Consider the following 18572-nt stretch of genomic DNA (forward strand, 5'->3'; position numbering starts at 1 on the left):
CAAATTGAAGAACAATATTAAAAAGCTTGTAGGCGGGCTGGCTTTAGCCGGCATATTACTCTCATCCGTCATTTCGGGGAACGCCAGTGCTGCGCTTACCAATGGGCCGAAGTTCCTGGGGAATATCATTGCAGGCAGTGCTCCTGCGAGCTTCGCCACCTATTGGAATCAGGTGACGCCTGAGAATGCAACTAAATGGGGAGCGGTTGAAGGCAACCGCAATAATATGAACTGGGGCGGTGCGGATACTTCCTATAATTATGCGGTAAGCAGAAACCTCCCCTTCAAGTTCCATACACTGGTCTGGGGAAGCCAAGAGCCTGCATGGGTTGCCGGCCTGTCGGCGGCAGAACAGAAGTCGGAGGTCAGCGCATGGATTACCGCAGCGGGACAGCGTTATCCCAAGTCGGCCTTCGTGGATGTCGTCAATGAACCGCTGCATGCCAAGCCCTCTTACCGCAACGCCATCGGCGGCGACGGAAGTACTGGCTGGGATTGGGTGATCTGGTCCTTCCAGCAGGCCAGAGCCGCGTTCCCGAACGCCAAGCTGCTCATCAATGAATATGGCATTATTGGTGATCCAAGCTTGACCGATAAATATGTGACGATTATCAACCACTTGAAGTCCAGAGGTCTGATCGACGGCATCGGCATTCAGTGCCATCATTTCAATATGAATACAGTTAGTGTCTCTACCATGAATACTGTGCTTGGTAAACTGTCCGCAACAGGCCTGCCTATCTACGTCTCCGAGCTGGATATGACCGGTGACGACAATACACAGCTGGCCAGATATAAGGAGAAGTTCCCTGTGCTGTGGGAGAATCCTGCGGTGAAAGGCGTGACCCTCTGGGGCTACATCCAGAATCAGACCTGGGAACCGAATACCCATCTGGTGAATTCTAATGGCACGGAGCGCCCTGCGATGAAATGGCTGAAGCAATACCTGGGCAGCTCTTCAGCCCTTATGGAAACCACCGACAGTCAGGATATCACGGATAGTGTGATCCAGCCGGACAGTGTGGTCGAGCCAGAGCTTCAACTGGATCTCCAACCAGTGCTGGAACCCGTTCCGGCTGAGTAAGCTGAAGCAGGCCTTCAGCATAAGGGCTGTTGCCAAAGTGTGAACAAGGCTGTTTCTGATGCGTGAATATGGCTGCTCCCCATGCGCGGTAAGACGCGCCGGGAGCAGCCTTTTTGTGAGATGGGCAGTACGGAGGCGCGAGGGCCGAATGTAAGCGAAAAACCGACACATTGGGCAGTGCGGAGGCGTGTGGGCGGAATGTAAGCGAAAAACCGAACACATTGGGGAGTGCAGAGGCGTGCGAGCGGAATGTAAGCGAAAAACCGAACACATTGGGCAGTGCAGAGGCGTGTGGGCGGAATGTAAGCGAAAAACCGAACACATTGGGGAGTGCAGAGGCGTGCGAGCGGAATGTAAGCGAAAAACCGAACACATTGGGCAGTGCGGAGGCGTGTGGGCGGAATGTAAGCGAAAAACCGAATACATTGGGGAGTGCAGAGGCGTGCGAGCGGAATGTAAGCGAAAAACCGAACACATTGGGCAGTGCAGAGGCGTGTGGGCGGAATGTAAGCGAAAAACCGAACACATTGGGCAGTGCGGAGGCGTGTGGGCGGAATGTAAGCGAAAAACCGAACACATTGGGCAGTGCAGAGGCGTGTGGGCGGAGTGTAAGCGAAAAACCGAACACATTGGGGAGTGCAGAGGCGTGCGAGCGGAATGTAAGCGAAAAACCGAACACATTGGGGAGTGCAGAGGCGTACGAGCGGAATGTAAGCGAAAAACCGAACACATTAACTTGTGTAGCTGGACCATAAGGTCTTCTGAGATCTTCATCTTGCGTTCGCTGACCAAAAGTGGCACACTAGTAATAGATGCAGTAAACGTGGCAAAGAATGCCCCGCTCCCTTCTCTTTAAGAAGGCGGCGGGGTTTTGTGCGTTTAGAGATTAATTTTATTGCAGAGCGGGGGAATTGGAGTGGGATTTACAGAAGAACATGACCATTGGTTAAGCAATCATTTGAAACGAAGAAAGGGGGAGCGCCTTGATGCGCTAAAGCGGGGACACAGCTACGGTAACCGCTTATTCGTGGAATATGTGTGGTGGCCGCTTGTTGGATATTTTCAGGGACTCCATCCGGAATATGAAGTTAAGGACTGGCGTGGGAGATCGTATTTTATTGATTTACTGTGGAAGGTCGGTTCCTCGCGTATTGCATTTGAGATTATGGATTATGGATCGCATGGCACGGACCGGAGCAAATACCGGATGGACTTGAATCGCGGTCTCTTCCTGCAATCACAGGACTACATGGTTCTCTATATCTCGCTGGATGAGATGAAAGACAATCCGCCTTTTGTTCTCTCTACAATGCGGAACGTTCTGGCTCCTTATTTGTCGGCCGGAACTGCTAATAAAAGAAAAGACAAATCCTATTCTCGAATTGAACGAGATCTGATGCGGTTAGCCATCCGTAACCACCGTGTCCTCCGTCCGGGTGATGCCGCGAGAGAACTTGAGCTACATAACACGACAGTTATTAAATACAGCCGTATGCTGGTGGATAAGGGGAAATTTCGCCCTGTAGCGAGAGGGATATCTCCACGGGTTACATACTACGAGTACATAGGTACCATTCAAAGCCCGGATTTGGTCTGAAGAATAGTACAACCCGGGATGTAAGCGAAAAACCGAACACATTGGGGAGTGCGGGGGCGTGCGAGCGGAATGTAAGCGAAAAACCGAGCACATTGGGGAGTGCGGGGGCGTGCGAGCGGAATGTAAGCGAAAAACCGAGCACATTGGGCAGTGCGGGGGCGTACGAGCGGAATGTAAGCGAAAAACCGAACACATTGGGGAGTGCGGGGGGCGTGCGAGCGGAATGTAAGCGAAAAACCGAACACATTGGGGAGTGCGGGGGCGTGCGAGCGGAATGTAAGCGAAAAACCGAACACATTGGACGCTGCGTGGGCACGTGGGCCAAATGTAAGCGAAAAACCGAACACATTGGGCGGTGCTGAGGTGCCAATTGTATGCGAAAAACCGAACACATTGGGCGGTGCTGAGGTGTATGGGCCAAATGTATGCGAAAAACTTAGCACCCGCACCAACATCGCTCACCCGCACAGGTAAGTTATCCCCGCGCCCACCAAGGCATCCGCCAATCTCACCCCCCACCCCCATCCGCCGGAGGAAGTACATTCCCCTCCCTATACACCTTCCTGTACTGTGACGGCGTGTAAGAAGTAACCTTCTTGAAGATCTTAGAGAAATACAGCGGGTCGTGGTAGCCGACCGAATAAGCCAAGGATTTCACAGATAACCGGGACTCGCCCAGCAGCCCGCAGGCCCGCCGAATCCGAAAGGCGGTGAGATAGCCTGAGATGGAGGTGCCCGTCTCTTTCTTGAACAGCCGGAACAAGTAGCTGCGCTCGATTTTGACATAATCTACAACATCCAGAACCGACAAGGCAGATTTCCAATAGTTCCTCTCCACATATGCCTTGGCTGAACCTACATAGTCTTTCTTGAGGGAAGCCTGTCCGCTTGGATAATACTCCATGTAATAGGTTAACAACAGGCGAAATCCGGCATCCGACCGCTCCCGTTCATACGGCTCGATTGCATTCGCCTCGACTCTATCGAACATGGGCTTGAGGTCCTGCGGAGCAGCCGTTACAACGGGGTGATCCGGTGATATATGAATCATGTCCAGTAACCGCAAAGCCTCCGTTCCGCCACATTCAATCCAGCAATACGCCCACGGGTCTTGTGGATCAGGGTAATAATACACCTCCATCTGCGGGAAAATCACAAAGCTGTCGCCGGCCTCCAAAGGAAAAACCGCCTGGCTTGTCTTCAAATAGCCCCTGCCGCTTACGATATAATGCAGGGCATATACATCACGGACGCCCGGTCCCCATCTGTGCAGATTGGGTGGCTTATACCCGTTCCCCTTCACCAGCGGACCCTCGCTGAGTCCGTATTCCTTAGCGTTCATAGTCAGCACCCGTATCCTTCAACAGTATGATACTACTAGGGTAAAGCAATCTGATGAATAAAGATAGATCGCTGAGCCGGTACCGCACTTTAAATGGATAGCAACGCCGGTTCAATAACCGCATGTAAAAATGATAACGCTTTCTTAAGAATGTTGGCTTACGCCCTCCCTGGGCTCGAAGGTAAACTAAAGGTACGAGGGAGGAGCGAATATGGAATTGCAAACACAGGTTAGGAGTCCCGGGACCGGCGGAAGCCGGCGGTCGTTTTTATGGAAGCGTTTCAAAAAACAGAAGGTATTGCATTTGTTCGTCGGGTTGGGCATGATCTATCTGCTGATCTTCGCCTATACTCCAATGTTTGGTATTCTGATGGCCTTCAAGGATTACAGCATCTCCGGCGGGATTAAAGGGATCTTCACGAGTGACTGGGTCGGCTTGGAGTATTTCGATGAATTCGTGCATGATTATCAATTCGGCAAGCTGGTCCGCAACACGCTGGTCCTTAGTCTGCTGAAGGTCATCTTCGCCTTCCCGGCGCCGATTCTGCTGGCGATAATGCTGAATGAAGTGAAGCACATGGCCTTCAAGCGGTTGGTGCAGACGATCAGCTATCTGCCGCATTTTATCTCCTGGGTAGTCGTGGTTGGCGTATCCTATGCCTTCCTGTCCGCCGATGTCGGTGTGGTCAATAAGGCGTTGATGGCTATAGGCTTCACGGATGAGCCGCTGGCCTTCCTGACCAGTCCGAATTACTTTTGGGGGCTGGCGGTAGGGAGTGCGGTGTGGAAAGAGATGGGCTGGTGGACGATTATTTTTCTGGCGGCGATATCGGGGATCAGTCCTTCCCTCTATGAGGCTGCAGAGATTGACGGGGCCGGAAGGCTGGCAAGAATCCGCTATATCACCCTTCCGGGAATGAAGGGAACCATTGTTGTTGTGCTGGTGTTGACCATCGGAAGTATTCTCGGCGGCGGACTGGTGGGCTCCAACTTTGAGCAGGCCTACCTGTTCGGCAACAGTATCAATAATCCAACCTCTGAGATTGTCCAGACCTACGCATTCAGGGTGGGGCTAAGCGACGGGCGGTTCTCCTATGCAGCGGCGATAGATTTAATTCAATCAGTGATTTCGGTAGCCCTGATATTCTCCAGTAACTATATTGCCAAACGGGTGTCAGGCTCAAGTCTTTTTTAGAGAGAGGAGGAAAGGCTGTGCTGAAGAGTCAGCGGCAGATGGATTTTGTTTTTGACAGCGTGATCTATGTGGTATTGTTCATTATTATGCTCACGATGCTGTATCCGTTCTATTATGTGTTAATTGCTTCCTTCAATAAAGGCTCGGACTCGCTGCTGGGCGGTGTGTATCTGTGGCCCCGGAACTTTACCCTGGAGAATTACCGGGTGTTCATGGATGATCCCAAGTGGGTGAAGGCATTCCTGGTCTCCGTACTGCGTACGGTTTCCGGCACCTTGCTCGGACTGCTGCTCACCAGCATCGTCGCTTACGGCCTGTCCCATCGTGATCTGTTATTCAGCAAGGTCTATTTCACAGTGATCGTATTCGCCATGTACTTCTCCGGCGGACTGATCCCTTATTATGTGGTGCTGCGTTCACTCGGCTTGCTTAATTCCTTTGCGGTGTACATTATCCCGTCCATGCTCAGCACGTTCTTCCTGCTCATTGCGATCTCGTTCTTCCGCGAGATTCCTGCTGAGCTAAAAGAGTCTGCGCATATAGACGGGGCCGGCGAGCTTACGATATTCTTCCGCATCATCCTGCCGGTCTCAACACCGGTGCTTGCGACCATGGCCTTGTTCATGGGGGTCGGGCAATGGAATTCCTGGCTGGATTCAGCCTATTTCGTCCAGTCCGAAGAGCTGCGCACGCTGGCCTTCCGCATGATGGAGGTCATCAACAAGAGCAACTCTCCGATGGATTCGCTGGCGGTAGCCAACAGTGTCTCGGCGGGTGTCACCAGCTTCTCCTTGCAGGTCACTTCAATGGTCGTGTCCATTGTTCCGATTATCTGTGTGTACCCGTTCCTGCAGAAGTATTTCGTACATGGTATCATGCTGGGGTCGGTAAAAGGTTAGACCATTATTAATTCAATCATGGAGGGATTAGCTTGAACAAAAGCAGAAGCTTCAAGATGGTTGCAGCCGCACTCTCAATTGCCGTATTATCCGCCTGCGGCAGCGGAGGAAATGCCGTCCAGGTCGCCCCGTCCGTCAGTCCGGACGCAGCAGCAGGCCGGAATTCTCCGGCCAAACCTGCGGAAGTGAAGGAATTGAGCCTGTTCATTGATGCGTCGTGGTACCCGGTTACGGAATGGAAGGGCCCGGTCGCCGACATGATTACCGAGAAGACGGGAGTGAAGCTCAAGGTTACGGTCGCTACCGATGATAAGCAGCTTCCACTGATGATTGCCTCCGGTGACCTGCCGGACCTGGTGTTCACCTCTTCCAACATAGACCGGTTATCCGACTCGAAGCTGTCATATTCCTGGAATGAGCTGATTGAGAAATATGCGCCGGATTTCAAGATTGACAAGACCCGGATTGCCATCCATACCATGGATGACGGCAAGTTCTATACCGTGCGGAATTCCTTTGCGACCCAGGAGGAGATGAAGAATAGTAAATATTCGTTAGGCAGCGACGGCAACCCGGGCATCGCGGTGCGGGAGGATATTCTGAAGGAGCTGGGAAATCCGCCGATCAAGACCCTGGATGATTTCGTCAAGGTGCTGGGCATGGTCAAGGAGAAATATCCCGAGATGGTCCCGCTGATCATGGACAAGGACTGGATTGAACAGTATTTCCTGGCCCAGTTCGGTACGGAGACCCTGCTCGACGGCTGGTATGAACAGGACGGCAAGGTGGAATATGCGATCAGGCAGCCCAAGATGCTGGACTTCTTCAAGTTCATGAATAGCCTGTACCGCAATGGCTATATCCTGGCTGAGAATTTCGCACTGGCCAATGACCAGATTGATGATCAATATGCTACGGGCGGCAAAGCCTTCGCCCATAGCCATACCGTATCCACCGCAGATACCGATAACATCAAGATCAAGAGCAATCAGGGGAACTTCTCCTTCAAGATGCTGCCAAGCGTATTGTCGAAGGATGCCAAGGTAGTCAGCTCAGGACTCGGCTTCTCCGGAACCTTCATCACCAAGAAGAATAGGGACCCGGAGGCCTCCATCAAATTCATCCAGTATCTGGCCAGCGACGAGGGTAAGAAGCTGACGATGTTCGGAGTCGAAGGGGTACACTGGACCTGGAATGAAGAGGGCCACCCCGACTTCAAATATAATCCGTCCGATGCCGATTTTGTGAACAGCAACGGGATTAAGTGGTGGTATCTCTATAACGATGGGGTTACCGAGGGCATGCTGTCTTATGTTCCTGAGCTGCAGAAGACGCAGGCGCTGATGGATCTGAAGTCCGTCAGAATCTATAAGCCGGAGATCGGGCTGATCCAGACCCAGCCGGATTCACAGGAGAAGACCATCAAGACGAAGATTGACGAGATGGTCAAGAATGAGAAGGTCAAGATCTATCTGGCAGAATCGGAGGAGGCGGCAGTGGCAGCCTATGAGAATATGCTGAAGAATGCAGAGAACATAGGGCTGCAGAAGCTCACCGACTGGGCGAATACAACCTATCAGAAGAAAAAAGAATTATTCAAGTAAGGGAATTCCTGCCGGTAGAGACCTGTCTCTACCGGGTTTTACATGTTCATGGTAGGATTAGAAAAAAAGAAGTCGGGCACCGGGGGGGGACAGGCTGCCGTGAGCATTGTACGCAAAATGATATTAGGATATATCCTGCTGATTTTTATTCCGGTCGTTACCTTCGGCTATTATTATTACAGCAAGCTCTATGACAGTGTAAGCAGACAGTTTGTGGAGAGCCGTCAGAAGATACTGGAGCAGGCCTATTCCAATATGAAGGCGGATCTGGCCCGGATCGATTCCACCCAGCGGATGCTCCAGTACAACCCGTATGTCACTGACTATCTGGACGGCAGCTATGAGACGGACTCAGAGAGCATATATGCCTATAACCGTTATATTAATCCGGTGATTCTGCAATCGCTTAATATCAGTCCGGAGATCGACACGTTCAGAATCTATATAACCAAGCAAGGCGTGCTGCCCATTACTGACCGGCTGCTCGAACTATCAGCGCTGGATGAACAGGGTGCCGAGGCTACCCGTATGCTGCGGCCGGGACAGGGCAAATGGATACTCCCCGACTCCAAGGTCGAAGCACCCCCGCTGGTGTTCTATCAGAACATATATAATCATGACTTTACCGAGATTGTCGGACTGCTGGAGCTGCGGGTCGGCAGTGAGCTGATCCGCAAATTCTACCGGGCGACAGGCGGAGGGGATTGGACCGCGCTGCTTCTGCCGCCGGAGAGGGAAGGCATTCCCTCGGCGGTTGATCCTGCAACCTGGGCAAGAATGGCATCGGAGGAGTCGCAGACGTATTTCATCAACCGTAAGGTCATCGTCAACCAGCTGTTCATTCAGGAGCTGGGTGTCCGGGTCGCCGTGATCGGCAAGGTATCCGAGGTGTTCCGTTCGATCAGGAGCCAGGAGATCGTGATGATTACCACCTTCGCCGTCCTGCTGGCGTTATTGTCTTTTGCTTATTACACGCTGGCTGCGACGATCACTAAGCGCGTCCTCCGGCTGGCCCGGCATATGCGCAACCTGAATGATGATAATCTGAAGCAGTCGATCAGCAAGGAAGACAAGCCGGGCCGCAAGGATGAGATCAGTTTCCTCACCGAGACTTATAATTCCATGCTCCTGCGTATGGATGAGCTGATCAACAATGTCCACCGTGCGGAGCTGCGCAATAAGGAAGCCGCTTACAAAGTCCTTCAGGCCCAGATCAAGCCGCATTTCCTCTATAATACGCTGGAGACGATCCGGATGCTGGCGGAATCCAACAACGACCAGGAAGTGGCTGAAATCTCGTACTGGTTTGGCAAGCTGATGCGGTACAGCCTGTCCGCCCAAGAGGATCATACGGTCCTCTCCCAAGAGATTGAGACTGTGGTCTTCTACCTCAATATTCATAAAATGCGGCTGCAGAAGAGACTGACCTATGAGGTCGATATCGCTGTGGCTGCCGAGCAGATGAGCTGTCCAAGGTTCATCCTCCAGCCGCTGGTCGAGAATAGCATCATCCATGGAGCCTCCGTGACGCTCCGGCCTGTCCATATCCGCATTCAGGCCGCCGAGACGGAGGACGAGATCAGGATAAGTGTGTCGGACAGCGGCATAGGGATTCCCGAAGACCGGTTGCAGCAGATCCACAGCCGGTTATCCCAGGGAGATGAGGTGAAGCCCCGGGAGGAGGCGGAAGGAGGCGTGGGGCTGTATAACGTCAGCGAGCGGATTAAATCGTTCTATGGCGGAGCTTCCCGGCTGGTTCTGGAGAGTGAGGAGGGCAAGGGTACCTGCTTGACTATTATCATAGCGAAAGGGGCGGCGAGCGAGCATGCGAATCTTAATAGTAGACGATGAGCCGATCATCCTTGGAGGACTGGTCAAGGTGATTGGCGCAGCCGCGCCGGTCGGAACTGAAATCCGGGAGGCCGGCGACGCCTTCGAGGCTCTTGGGATCATGAAGGAATACATGCCGGATGTTACGGTAACCGATCTGCATATGCCGGAGAAAAACGGGTTTGAAATGATGGAGGAGGCCAAGGAGAACGGTTTATGTGAGCGCTTCATTATTCTTACGGGATATGATGATTTTGAATACGCCCGCCGGGCGCTCCGTTACGGCGTGGTGGACTACCTGCTGAAGCCAGTGGACAAGGAGGAGGTGTCCCGTCTGCTGAGTCAAGTGAACCGGGATCTTCCCTCTATGGACAGCACGGACTGTCCTCCTCATGCCAAACGGATTCTTGCGTATACCCGAATGAATTATATGAACGACCTTTCCCTCGATCATCTGGCCGACCTGATGAAGCTTCATCCCAACTACATCAGCAACCTCTTCAAGAAGGTGACCGGCGATACGTTTGTGAATTATCTGAATGCCACCCGGATCAAAGAAGCGCAAAAGCTGCTTAGTGCCCACCGTGATCTGCCAGTTAGCGAGATCGGGCGCCGGGTCGGGTATGAGAATAAGCATTACTTCAATAAAGTATTCAAGAAATATACCGGCAGTACACCGGGTGCCTACCGGGAGGCGCATTGAAGCCTTAGCCCGGAGGGGCGGCGAGCAGAATGCGGGATTCATGCTATCATCTCATCCCGCGTTTTGCCTTCATGCACTTCAGATTATAGGTGCGGCCGTAGGCTTTGGCGTATCTGATCATTTGGTCAAGCATACGGGTGTCCTTCAGTTTGGTGAACGGGCAGGGATCGGGGGCGGTATTCACTTCCAGAATCCATGGGCTAAGCCGCCGGTCTAAGGCGAAATCTACGCCGATTTCATTCAGCGCCGGATAGGCAGAGCTTAACTGAATGGCAGACTTCACGCCAAGTTCGTTCATTTGCGTAATCAGAGCGCTGTGCTTCTTCAGGCTGGTGTGAACGCCAAGCAGTTCCTCGACCGGATATATGGTCCCGCCCTGACTTCCATTCGTAACCACCTTCTGCGGATGCGCGACGCGTCCTGCCGCTCCTGTAGCTTCCCACTTTCCCTGAGGATTGCGCTGCACCATTACGCGGATATCAAACGGCCGCCCGCCGTATGTCAGAAGACGGATACCCTTCTGTACTAAATAGGATTTCCCTCCGGTCTCCTCCATGATTGCTTGATATGCCTTGTCATAATCAGCGAATGTGCTCACCCGTGTACCTGCCTGATAGCGGTAGGTGCATTTTTGCGTCACGACAGAATCTCTCCCGCCAGAGCTGCCCCGGCTTGCAGGTGTCCTCTGTTCAACCCGGATAACCCCCTCGCCAAGTGAGCCGCAGCAGGGCTTAATATATACCATCTGGTATTTCTGCAGCATTGCATGCAGAACACTCCGGCTCATTCTTCGTGTGTCCGGGATATGCCTCTTTAATTCCGGCTTCTCCGCCAGTACTCTTGTCTTCGTCAGTTTACTGGAAATCCGGCTGATCTGCTTCTTCATCGCAACCCTCCGTCCGGTAGCTTCTTATAGGCCATAGTACGGCAGAGAGCGGGCTTTTGATTGGGCAGACGTGATGGGCAGAACACACCGGGAGATTGCTACATATGTTATTGAAGGTGTGAATCCAAGAGGCTGCGGCATGCAGCCGGAGCAGGAGGCATCCATGATGCTGATGGACAATTGGCGGGATAAAGTACTTGAAGTCATCGGGCAGTTTCCCTGGTACAAGGGGCTTATTAGCAGCAGTGAGACTATGAATTACAGTCTGCAGAACCTTCCCCTGATGACCTCGGACATTCTTGAAACCCATTATTATAGCAGCTCACCCGATGCTTCGCTCGCCGTATACCGGACATCGGGTACAAGTACAGGCCGGCGTAAGGCTATAGTCTACTCAGAAGAAGATGACGCCCATTATATCAATATCAAAACCAAGCTGTTCGGTGAGTTGATTGCAGGAAGCGGATGTACTAGGGCGCTGGCCGATATGGGAACCGGACATGCTGCGAATACGGCGCTGGCCATTTTCGAACGGCTGGGACTTGTCAACAGCTCAATCCCCTTCGAGCTGCCGATAGAGCAGCATATCGGGCGGATTCAGGCATTTAAGCCCGACCTGCTGTATACGATGCCCTCTATTCTGGACCATATCGTATATGCTGCTGAAGATCCGCGTTCGCTCGGAATCCGCAAGATCATTCTGGTTGGTGAGATCGCTACAGTGGAGTGGCAGCGGAATATGGCCCGGCTGTTCGGCCTTGAGCCGCAGGACATTACCGATACGTACGGGTCTATTGAAATCGGCACAATCGCGTACTATTCGCATGATCTGGGCCGGTATATCTTTGCTGACGGAATTGTTGCGGAAGTCATCGGAACTGAGGCATTAGGGGAAGGGCTGGACCCTCTGGGAGTTGGCGAAGGCATCCTGGTGCTTACCTCAGCTGTCCGCAGGCTGCTGCCCGCTATCCGTTTTGTTACCTATGATGTCGTAAGGGATTTCAGGACAGTGAAGATAGACGGGACGGAGAAGCAGAGCTTCGGATCTATCGTCAAACGGGTGGGCCGCGAGCTGAAGCACGGGGAGAAGATCAGTATCTACGATATTGAACAGGTGGTCTACCGTCATCTCCAGGATGCAATGATCCGGGTCCAGGTCAGCAATAATGCTTTAACTGTGTATATCCAGAGCAGATCTGCGGTTCCATCCGCAGTTCCGGCGATCAGGGAAGAAATCAGGGAATGCATTCCGGAAATCGGTCTGATGATCCGCAATCATCTGCTTGACGATATTGACGTCATTCTGGCAGCAGAGGACGGGAAGCTCCAGACCGGACAGGTGAAGAACAAGAAGCTGTATTATCAGAAGGATGGAGTCAATGACAGGGCAGAGCTGAACCTGGACACCGGTATCTTGTCGGCCATCGGCAAGACGCCATTGATCAGGCTGGACCATCTGTTTCCGCGAGGCGGGTTCAGCGTATACGCGAAGATGGAGCTGATGAACCCGGGAGGAAGCGCGAAAGACCGTCCGGCACTGTGGATGATCCGGGAGGCTTGGAAGGAAGGGCTCATCGGGCCGGGTACAGTCATCATTGAATCAAGTTCGGGAAATATGGCGATCAGCCTGGCTATGATCTGCAAATATCTGGGAATGAGCTTCATCAGTGTTGTGGATTCCAGGACGACAGAGATGAATCTTCAGATTCTGAGGGCCCTGGACGCAACCATCGATTATGTTGCCTGTCCCGATCCCGAAACAGGGGAATTTTTGCCGGCCAGACTGAAGCGAGTGCAGCAGCTGCTCGCGGAGGTGCCGGGCAGCTACTGGCCGAACCAGTATGCGAACCCCAATAATTATCTGTCCCATTATCATACAACCATGAAAGAGATCGTGACTGAGCTTGGACAGGTGGATTATCTGTTCTGTGCTGTCAGTACATGCGGGACGATCCGCGGGCTTGCAGAATACGTGAAGGACAACGGGCTGCAGACCCGGATTGTGGCTGTTGATGCGGCGGGCAGCGCAATTTTTGGCGGCAATCAGGAGAAACGGCGGTTCCCTGGACTTGGTGCCGGCATTGTGCCGCCTTTTTGCAGAACAGATCTGATTGACCATATTGTGCATGTTACCGATTCCGATATGGTTCAGGGCTGCCGCGCGCTTGCGCGGAAGGAATCGGTTCTGGCCGGAGCGTCCTCCGGGGCAGTTCTTGCGGCCATCCGGCAGATGAAGCAGCAGCTCACTCCCGGAGCTGTCTGCGCCGCTATTCTGCATGATAAGGGTGAACGTTATCTCGATACGGTATTCTCGGATTCCTGGGTTCAGAGCCAGTTCGGACAGCAGCTGCCGCCAGCAGATGAAGAGTTCCTAACTTGAACGCATAAGGAGGAGACAGGTTGCTGTACTTAAATGACCAGGATCTGCGGGCAGTGGGCCTGAATTGGGCTGCTCTTGCAGAATCAGCAGAAGCTGCGGTGCACCTCATCCATTCCGGTGATTATGTGCAGCCGGTAAAGCCCTACCTGAGGTACAAGAATCCCCGTAACCGGATCATTGCCATGCCGGCTTATGCCGGGGGGAATGTCAATACAGCCGGGATCAAATGGATTTCCAGCTTCCCTGACAATATCAGGTCGGGTCTCCCGCGTGCGCATAGTATCATCGTATTAAATGACCAGGGTACGGGCCAGCCCACAGCTATTCTGAACTCGCCGCTTCCCAGCATCGTCAGAACGGCTTCTGTCAGCGGGCTGATGATCCGTCATGTGCTGGAGTGCCGTTCAATGGAGCGGATTCAGCTTGGCATTATCGGCTGGGGGCCTATCGGGCAACATCATTGTCAGATGGCTATGGCTCTGTTCGGTGACCGGATTGAACGGGTCCGTATCTACGATATACGGGGAGCAGACTTGTCAGGAATTCCATCTCCATACATGGAGCGTATGGAAGTGGCAGAGACGTGGGCGGATGTCTACTTGTATTCTAATATTCTCATCACCTGTACAGTGTCCGATCAGCGGTATATTGATATTCCCCCCGCCAAAGGCATGCTGCTGCTGAATGTTTCACTGCGTGATTACAAGCCGGAGGCGCTGGCTTCACTGAAAGCGATCATCGTAGACGACTGGGAGGAAGTATGCCGGGAGAATACGGATATCGAGCAGCTTCACCTGGAACAGGGGCTGACCCGTTCCGGAACACAGACGCTTGCCGATGTCGTCTGCCGCCGCAGTCTCAGTACATTCGCCGCCGATGATCCAATCCTCTTCTGTCCGATGGGCATGGCTGTTTTTGATATCGCTGTGGCGGTGCATTATGTTAAAAAGGCGAGAGAAATGGGGATTGGGACTGAGCTGGCTTAAACGGTGAATGTCCTGGATCTATGCATAATTTCGTCCCCTCCAGCAAATACCAACAGGAGGGGGATGGATGCCGCATGGAACAACAACAAACAGCCAAAGAGCATAATGAGCCAGAGAGATTATATCCGGATCTTGCGTTCAACGTAGAACGGATGGAGCTGGAGTTTCTGGGCTGCTCCGATATTATGTACCGGAATTGCAGCATTGACGGGACCAACCGGGCAACACTGATCTATGTGGACGGGATGTGCGATACGCATGCCGTGGATGAATTTGTGCTGCAGCCGCTGCTGGAGCATTTCCGCAGAAGCACTAAGGTCAATGAAGGCAGAGAGGCAGAGCTGAAGGAGGTCTTTATTCCGACGCTGCAAATCCGCATAGTCTATGATACGAAGGAAGTCATCAAGGCCGTACTGCGCGGGGAGACGGTCATTTTCACAGAGGGCAACGCTTTTGCGATGGTGGCCAGTCTGATCAAGATGGAGAAACGTTCGATTGAGGAGGCTACCTCGGAGAAGGTCGTCCGTGGCCCGCGGGATGCATTCATGGAAACGCTGCGGACCAATACCTCGCTCCTCCGGCGGCGTATCCGCTCCTCCAAGCTGAAGCTGGAAAGTATGACACTCGGCAGTATCACGGAAACGGATATTGTAATCGGCTATATGGAGGGGATCGTCAAGGAGAGCCTGATCAAGGAAGTGAGAGCCCGTCTGCAAAAAATCCAAATTGACGGGGTCATTCATTCCAGCAATATCGAAGAATACATTGAGGATAACGTATTCTCGCCTTTTCCGCAGATTCAGAATACCGAGCGGCCCGACGTGGCGGTCTCCAGCCTGCTGGAAGGCAAGGTTATTATTATTACGGACAACACGCCGTTTGTGCTCATCGTTCCAATGACCTATTGGTCCGGGCTGCAGGCTGTAGATGATTATACCGACAGATTTATGTATGCCACCTTTGTGCGCTGGATCAGATATACCTTCGTCCATACTTCACTTTTATTGCCTTCCCTTTACGTGGCATTGACCACTTACCATCTGCAGGTTGTACCTACACCGCTCGTGGTCAGTATTGCCTTTGCCAGAGAAGGCGTTCCACTTCCGGCAGTGTTTGAGGCTCTGATTATGGAGTTTATCTTCGAGGGTCTGCGTGAAGCGGGAATCAGGCTGCCCCAGCAGGTAGGGCCTGCGGTGAGTATTGCCGGAGCCCTTGTTATTGGACAAGCGGTAGTAGCTGCGGGAATCATATCTACACCCATGGTAATCATTGTATCTCTGACGGGGATCGCTTCTTTTGCTTTTCCGCTGTATAACCTGGGAGCTGCCTACCGGATGCTCCGGTTTCCTCTGCTCATTGCCGCCGGAATTCTCGGCTTCTATGGAATTGTATTGTTTCTGATTATGCTTTCGGTGCATATGGTGACGCTGAAGCCGTTTGGGATACCTTATATGGCGCCTTATGCGCCGCTGTCCATGGAGAATCTGAATGATGTGCTTGTACGTGCACCCAAATATAAGATGCGCAGGCTGATGCCATGGCTGACCAATGGCAAGACTGAGCGGTTCCCCAAACGCACCAAATAACCGGCAGGAAGGGACGGGGGCATATGTTCAGGAAAATAAGCTCTGTATTCCTCGTCTTATCCCTGATTCTGACCGGCTGCTGGGACCGTCAGGAATTGAACGACCAGGCAATTGTCCTGGGCTGGGGCATGGACTTGATGGAGAACGGAGAATATCTGGCTACGGCCAATCTTGTGCTGCCGCTGGTATCCAAATCAGGCGGTCAGGAAAGCGGAGGACAGAGCAGCACATCCGGGTTCATGACCGAAAGTGCCTTCGGCAAGAACAACAGGGATGCCGAACAGAATATGCAGAGAAAGCTTTCGCGGGTACTGTTTCCGGGACACCGGCGGAATATCTTCATCGGGGAGAAGCTGGCGGAGAAGGGGGTCTTCTCCATCATGGACGAGTATGGCCGAAGCCCGATGGTCCGCCCGCGGTCGAATATTTTTGTTGTCAAGGGCGGGACTGCGCAGGAGGCGATGAGCATTGCTTATCAGCTTGAAGCCAATCCGGCAATTGCCGTGCAGAAGATTCAGGAGAAAAGCGGGGCACCCATCAGCCGCTCACTGCTGGACTTCTTCATCATGGCCAATGGCACCGGTTGCGGCGTCATGCCTGCACTCTCGATTGGAACTCCGGAAGTAAATACGGACAAGAAGACACCGGAGGACAGCCCGCCGCAGACGACCTTAAGTTTATACGGGGCGGCTGTTTTTAATGAGAAGCTGAAGCTGGCGGGATATCTGAATTATGATGAATTCTGGGTCAGACTCTGGATTACGAACCGGCTGGCCTTCCGGAATTTCACTACAATTATCAACTCTATTGATGCTGACAAGCCGGGGGGAGCGGCAGCGGATGCCCTCTCTGGAGCAACCAGAGGCAAGACCGTGAGCATTAATGTGGACACCTTCAAGAGTCAAATTACGCCGGTTATGACCGGAGCTCTGCCCAAATTCCGGATTCTGCTGGAGGGAAAAGGGTTCATTGAAGAGAATAATTCACCGCTGAATCTCTCGAGGCCGGACAATGTGCAAAAGGTCGAAGCCCGGATGAATCAATACCTTGAAGCGAGGATTAAGAAAGTCTTAACCAAAGTGCAGAAGGATTTCAAATGCGATATCTTCGGTTTCGGAGATACGATTCATCACCGCCATCCTTATCAGTGGAAGAAGCTTGCTGCGGATTGGGACACGATCTTTCCGGATATTGATATGGACGTTACCGTTAAGCTGAACCTCACCGGAACAGGCCTGACAGGACAATCGCTGCTTCCAACGAGAGACGGCGGTGAAGGGAAATGAAGATCAACAACCGGCAGCTGTTCTGGATGATTATGATGCTGGAAATCGGGATCAACCTGCTGATTTCGATGACAGCAACGATTCTTTATGCCAAGCAGGACGCCTGGATTTCCTACATTCTGGCTGGAGGCGCGGGTCTGGCCATTACCTATATTGCGTCCAAGCTCAGCTCCCGGTATCCCCGGCAGACCTTGATAGAGTACAGTGTGACTATTCTGGGAAAATGGGGCGGCAAGCTGATTGTCATTCCGTTCATTCTCCAATGGTTCTGGGTGATCAGTCTCATTCTGCGCGATGAATTCTTGTTCATACGCTTGAGTGTCCTCTATAAAACACCTGCCTGGGTAGTCATCGGAACGATGCTGGGCGTAGTTATATACACGGTCTATCATGGAGGCATTGAAGCCATCGGCAGAGTCAGTGAGCTGTGGGGGCCGATTCTGATGATTATTCTTGCGCTCACCTTTGCGCTCACCATCAATAATCTCAATGCGCCGATGCTGCTGCCCGTATATGCAGATACCGGACCGGGACCAATCCTGCAAGGGGCCCTGGCACCGGTCTCGCTGCTGGGCGAATCCGTTCTGCTCATGATGCTGTTTCCCTTTGTGGAGCATCCCGGCAAAGGAACCCGAAAAGCGGTGCTGCTGGGAGTGGCCTTATCCTCGGTAATGCTGCTGTTTGGCGTATTGTGGGTCATTATGACCTTCGGTCCGGCTGTAAGCGGAAGGCTGCAATTTCCTTTTTTTGAGATGGTCAAGCTGGTCTATCTGATGGAGTTTATTCAGAATATGGATATATTTGTGATGGCGGTGTGGCTGGTCTGCATATTTGTCAAGCTGTCCATCTATATGTTCATTACCAGCTATGGCGTGGCCCAGTGGACCGGCAAGACCGGCAGCTGGAAAAAAATATCCCTGATCGTAGCCGCAGTCTCGTTTATCCTCACCATGCTGGTGATCATTCTGAATCCTCCGGCCGGGCTGCTGCTGAAAGGGGTATGGATCCGTTATGTGCTGCCTGTGAATATGATCGGAATTCCGCTATTCCTGTGGCTGGTTTCTGCTGTAAAAGCAAACTTTCATACAGATATCCGGCGCTAGTCTTACTGCGAAGAAGAGAAACGCAGTAAAATCCAATAAGATTGAACAAAGTCGCGAAATTTGCGACTTTTTTGTTTTATTTACGTATATG

At 52.5% G+C, this 18572-nt stretch carries 14 protein-coding genes; 12 read left to right on the plus strand and 2 right to left on the minus strand.

Features of this window, described 5'->3' with window-relative positions:
- Positions 1-4 precede the first annotated feature (4 nt).
- Positions 5-1084, plus strand: a complete 1080-nt coding sequence (locus P40081_RS13010; protein WP_231575346.1) for an endo-1,4-beta-xylanase — start codon at positions 5-7, stop codon at positions 1082-1084.
- A gap of 916 nt (positions 1085-2000) precedes the next feature.
- Positions 2001-2681 (plus strand): hypothetical protein, encoded by a 681-nt coding sequence (locus tag P40081_RS13020; protein WP_042141040.1) that lies wholly within the window; start codon positions 2001-2003, stop codon positions 2679-2681.
- A gap of 508 nt (positions 2682-3189) precedes the next feature.
- Here P40081_RS13020 and P40081_RS13025 read toward each other — a convergent pair.
- Positions 3190-4023: an AraC family transcriptional regulator gene (locus P40081_RS13025; protein ID WP_042135952.1), complete on the minus strand. Its 834-nt coding sequence runs from the start codon at positions 4021-4023 to the stop codon at positions 3190-3192.
- A gap of 211 nt (positions 4024-4234) precedes the next feature.
- On the opposite strand from P40081_RS13025, the gene P40081_RS13030 reads away from it, so the two are divergent.
- The 5 genes from P40081_RS13030 to P40081_RS13050 all read left to right on the plus strand — a co-directional run bounded on the left by P40081_RS13030 (position 4235) and on the right by P40081_RS13050 (position 10254).
- On the plus strand, positions 4235-5218 hold the full coding sequence (locus P40081_RS13030) for an ABC transporter permease (protein ID WP_042135954.1): 984 nt from the start codon (positions 4235-4237) through the stop codon (positions 5216-5218).
- A gap of 17 nt (positions 5219-5235) precedes the next feature.
- The gene (locus P40081_RS13035; RefSeq protein ID WP_231575347.1) at positions 5236-6117 is read left to right on the plus strand and encodes a carbohydrate ABC transporter permease; all 882 of its coding nucleotides are present in this window, start codon (positions 5236-5238) and stop codon (positions 6115-6117) included.
- A 32-nt stretch (positions 6118-6149) separates the two neighbouring features.
- Positions 6150-7721, plus strand: a complete 1572-nt coding sequence (locus P40081_RS13040; protein ID WP_052421805.1) for an extracellular solute-binding protein — start codon at positions 6150-6152, stop codon at positions 7719-7721.
- Positions 7722-7820: 99 nt separating this feature from the next.
- Positions 7821-9572 carry a sensor histidine kinase gene (locus tag P40081_RS13045; RefSeq protein ID WP_042135956.1) on the plus strand — a complete coding sequence of 584 codons (1752 nt, stop codon included), beginning with the start codon at positions 7821-7823 and terminating at the stop codon, positions 9570-9572.
- Complete coding sequence (locus P40081_RS13050; RefSeq protein ID WP_042135958.1) at positions 9547-10254, plus strand: response regulator transcription factor; 708 nt, start codon at positions 9547-9549, stop codon at positions 10252-10254. The genes P40081_RS13045 and P40081_RS13050 overlap by 26 nt, the downstream gene beginning before the upstream one ends.
- Positions 10255-10300: 46 nt before the next feature.
- On the opposite strand, the gene P40081_RS13055 is transcribed toward P40081_RS13050, so the two are convergent.
- Entirely contained in the window at positions 10301-11140 is an 840-nt protein-coding gene (locus P40081_RS13055; protein WP_042135960.1) for a YheC/YheD family protein, read from the minus strand.
- Between the two features lie 73 nt (positions 11141-11213).
- Between P40081_RS13055 and sbnA the strand changes: the two genes are divergently transcribed.
- The 5 genes from sbnA (at position 11214) to P40081_RS13085 (ending at position 18481) form a co-directional block, all read left to right on the plus strand.
- The gene (gene sbnA / locus P40081_RS39915) at positions 11214-13520 is read left to right on the plus strand and encodes a 2,3-diaminopropionate biosynthesis protein SbnA (protein ID WP_331281718.1); all 2307 of its coding nucleotides are present in this window, start codon (positions 11214-11216) and stop codon (positions 13518-13520) included.
- Positions 13521-13540: 20 nt separating this feature from the next.
- Positions 13541-14506, plus strand: a complete 966-nt coding sequence (locus P40081_RS13070; protein ID WP_042135962.1) for an ornithine cyclodeaminase — start codon at positions 13541-13543, stop codon at positions 14504-14506.
- A 74-nt stretch (positions 14507-14580) separates the two neighbouring features.
- Positions 14581-16092, plus strand: coding sequence for a spore germination protein (locus tag P40081_RS13075; RefSeq protein WP_042135963.1), 1512 nt, complete (start codon positions 14581-14583; stop codon positions 16090-16092).
- A 23-nt stretch (positions 16093-16115) separates the two neighbouring features.
- The gene (locus tag P40081_RS13080) at positions 16116-17378 is read left to right on the plus strand and encodes a Ger(x)C family spore germination protein (protein ID WP_042135965.1); all 1263 of its coding nucleotides are present in this window, start codon (positions 16116-16118) and stop codon (positions 17376-17378) included.
- The gene (locus tag P40081_RS13085) at positions 17375-18481 is read left to right on the plus strand and encodes a GerAB/ArcD/ProY family transporter (protein ID WP_042135966.1); all 1107 of its coding nucleotides are present in this window, start codon (positions 17375-17377) and stop codon (positions 18479-18481) included. The genes P40081_RS13080 and P40081_RS13085 overlap by 4 nt, the downstream gene beginning before the upstream one ends.
- The last annotated feature ends 91 nt before the right edge of the window (positions 18482-18572 follow it).

Source organism: Paenibacillus sp. FSL P4-0081, assembly GCF_000758565.1.
In the GTDB taxonomy this organism is placed as follows: domain Bacteria; phylum Bacillota; class Bacilli; order Paenibacillales; family Paenibacillaceae; genus Paenibacillus_AQ; species Paenibacillus_AQ phytohabitans.

What these genes read in the sequence shown, in the direction of transcription:
- P40081_RS13025 (WP_042135952.1), bottom strand. Translation starts at nt 4,023, where the DNA reads ATGAACGCTAAGGAATACGGACTCAGCGAGGGTCCGCTGGTGAAGGGG.
- P40081_RS13030 (WP_042135954.1), top strand. Translation starts at nt 4,235, where the DNA reads ATGGAATTGCAAACACAGGTTAGGAGTCCCGGGACCGGCGGAAGCCGG.
- P40081_RS13050 (WP_042135958.1), top strand. Translation starts at nt 9,547, where the DNA reads ATGCGAATCTTAATAGTAGACGATGAGCCGATCATCCTTGGAGGACTG.
- P40081_RS13055 (WP_042135960.1), bottom strand. Translation starts at nt 11,140, where the DNA reads ATGAAGAAGCAGATCAGCCGGATTTCCAGTAAACTGACGAAGACAAGA.
- sbnA (WP_331281718.1), top strand. Translation starts at nt 11,214, where the DNA reads ATGGGCAGAACACACCGGGAGATTGCTACATATGTTATTGAAGGTGTG.
- P40081_RS13075 (WP_042135963.1), top strand. Translation starts at nt 14,581, where the DNA reads ATGGAACAACAACAAACAGCCAAAGAGCATAATGAGCCAGAGAGATTA.
- P40081_RS13080 (WP_042135965.1), top strand. Translation starts at nt 16,116, where the DNA reads ATGTTCAGGAAAATAAGCTCTGTATTCCTCGTCTTATCCCTGATTCTG.
- P40081_RS13085 (WP_042135966.1), top strand. Translation starts at nt 17,375, where the DNA reads ATGAAGATCAACAACCGGCAGCTGTTCTGGATGATTATGATGCTGGAA.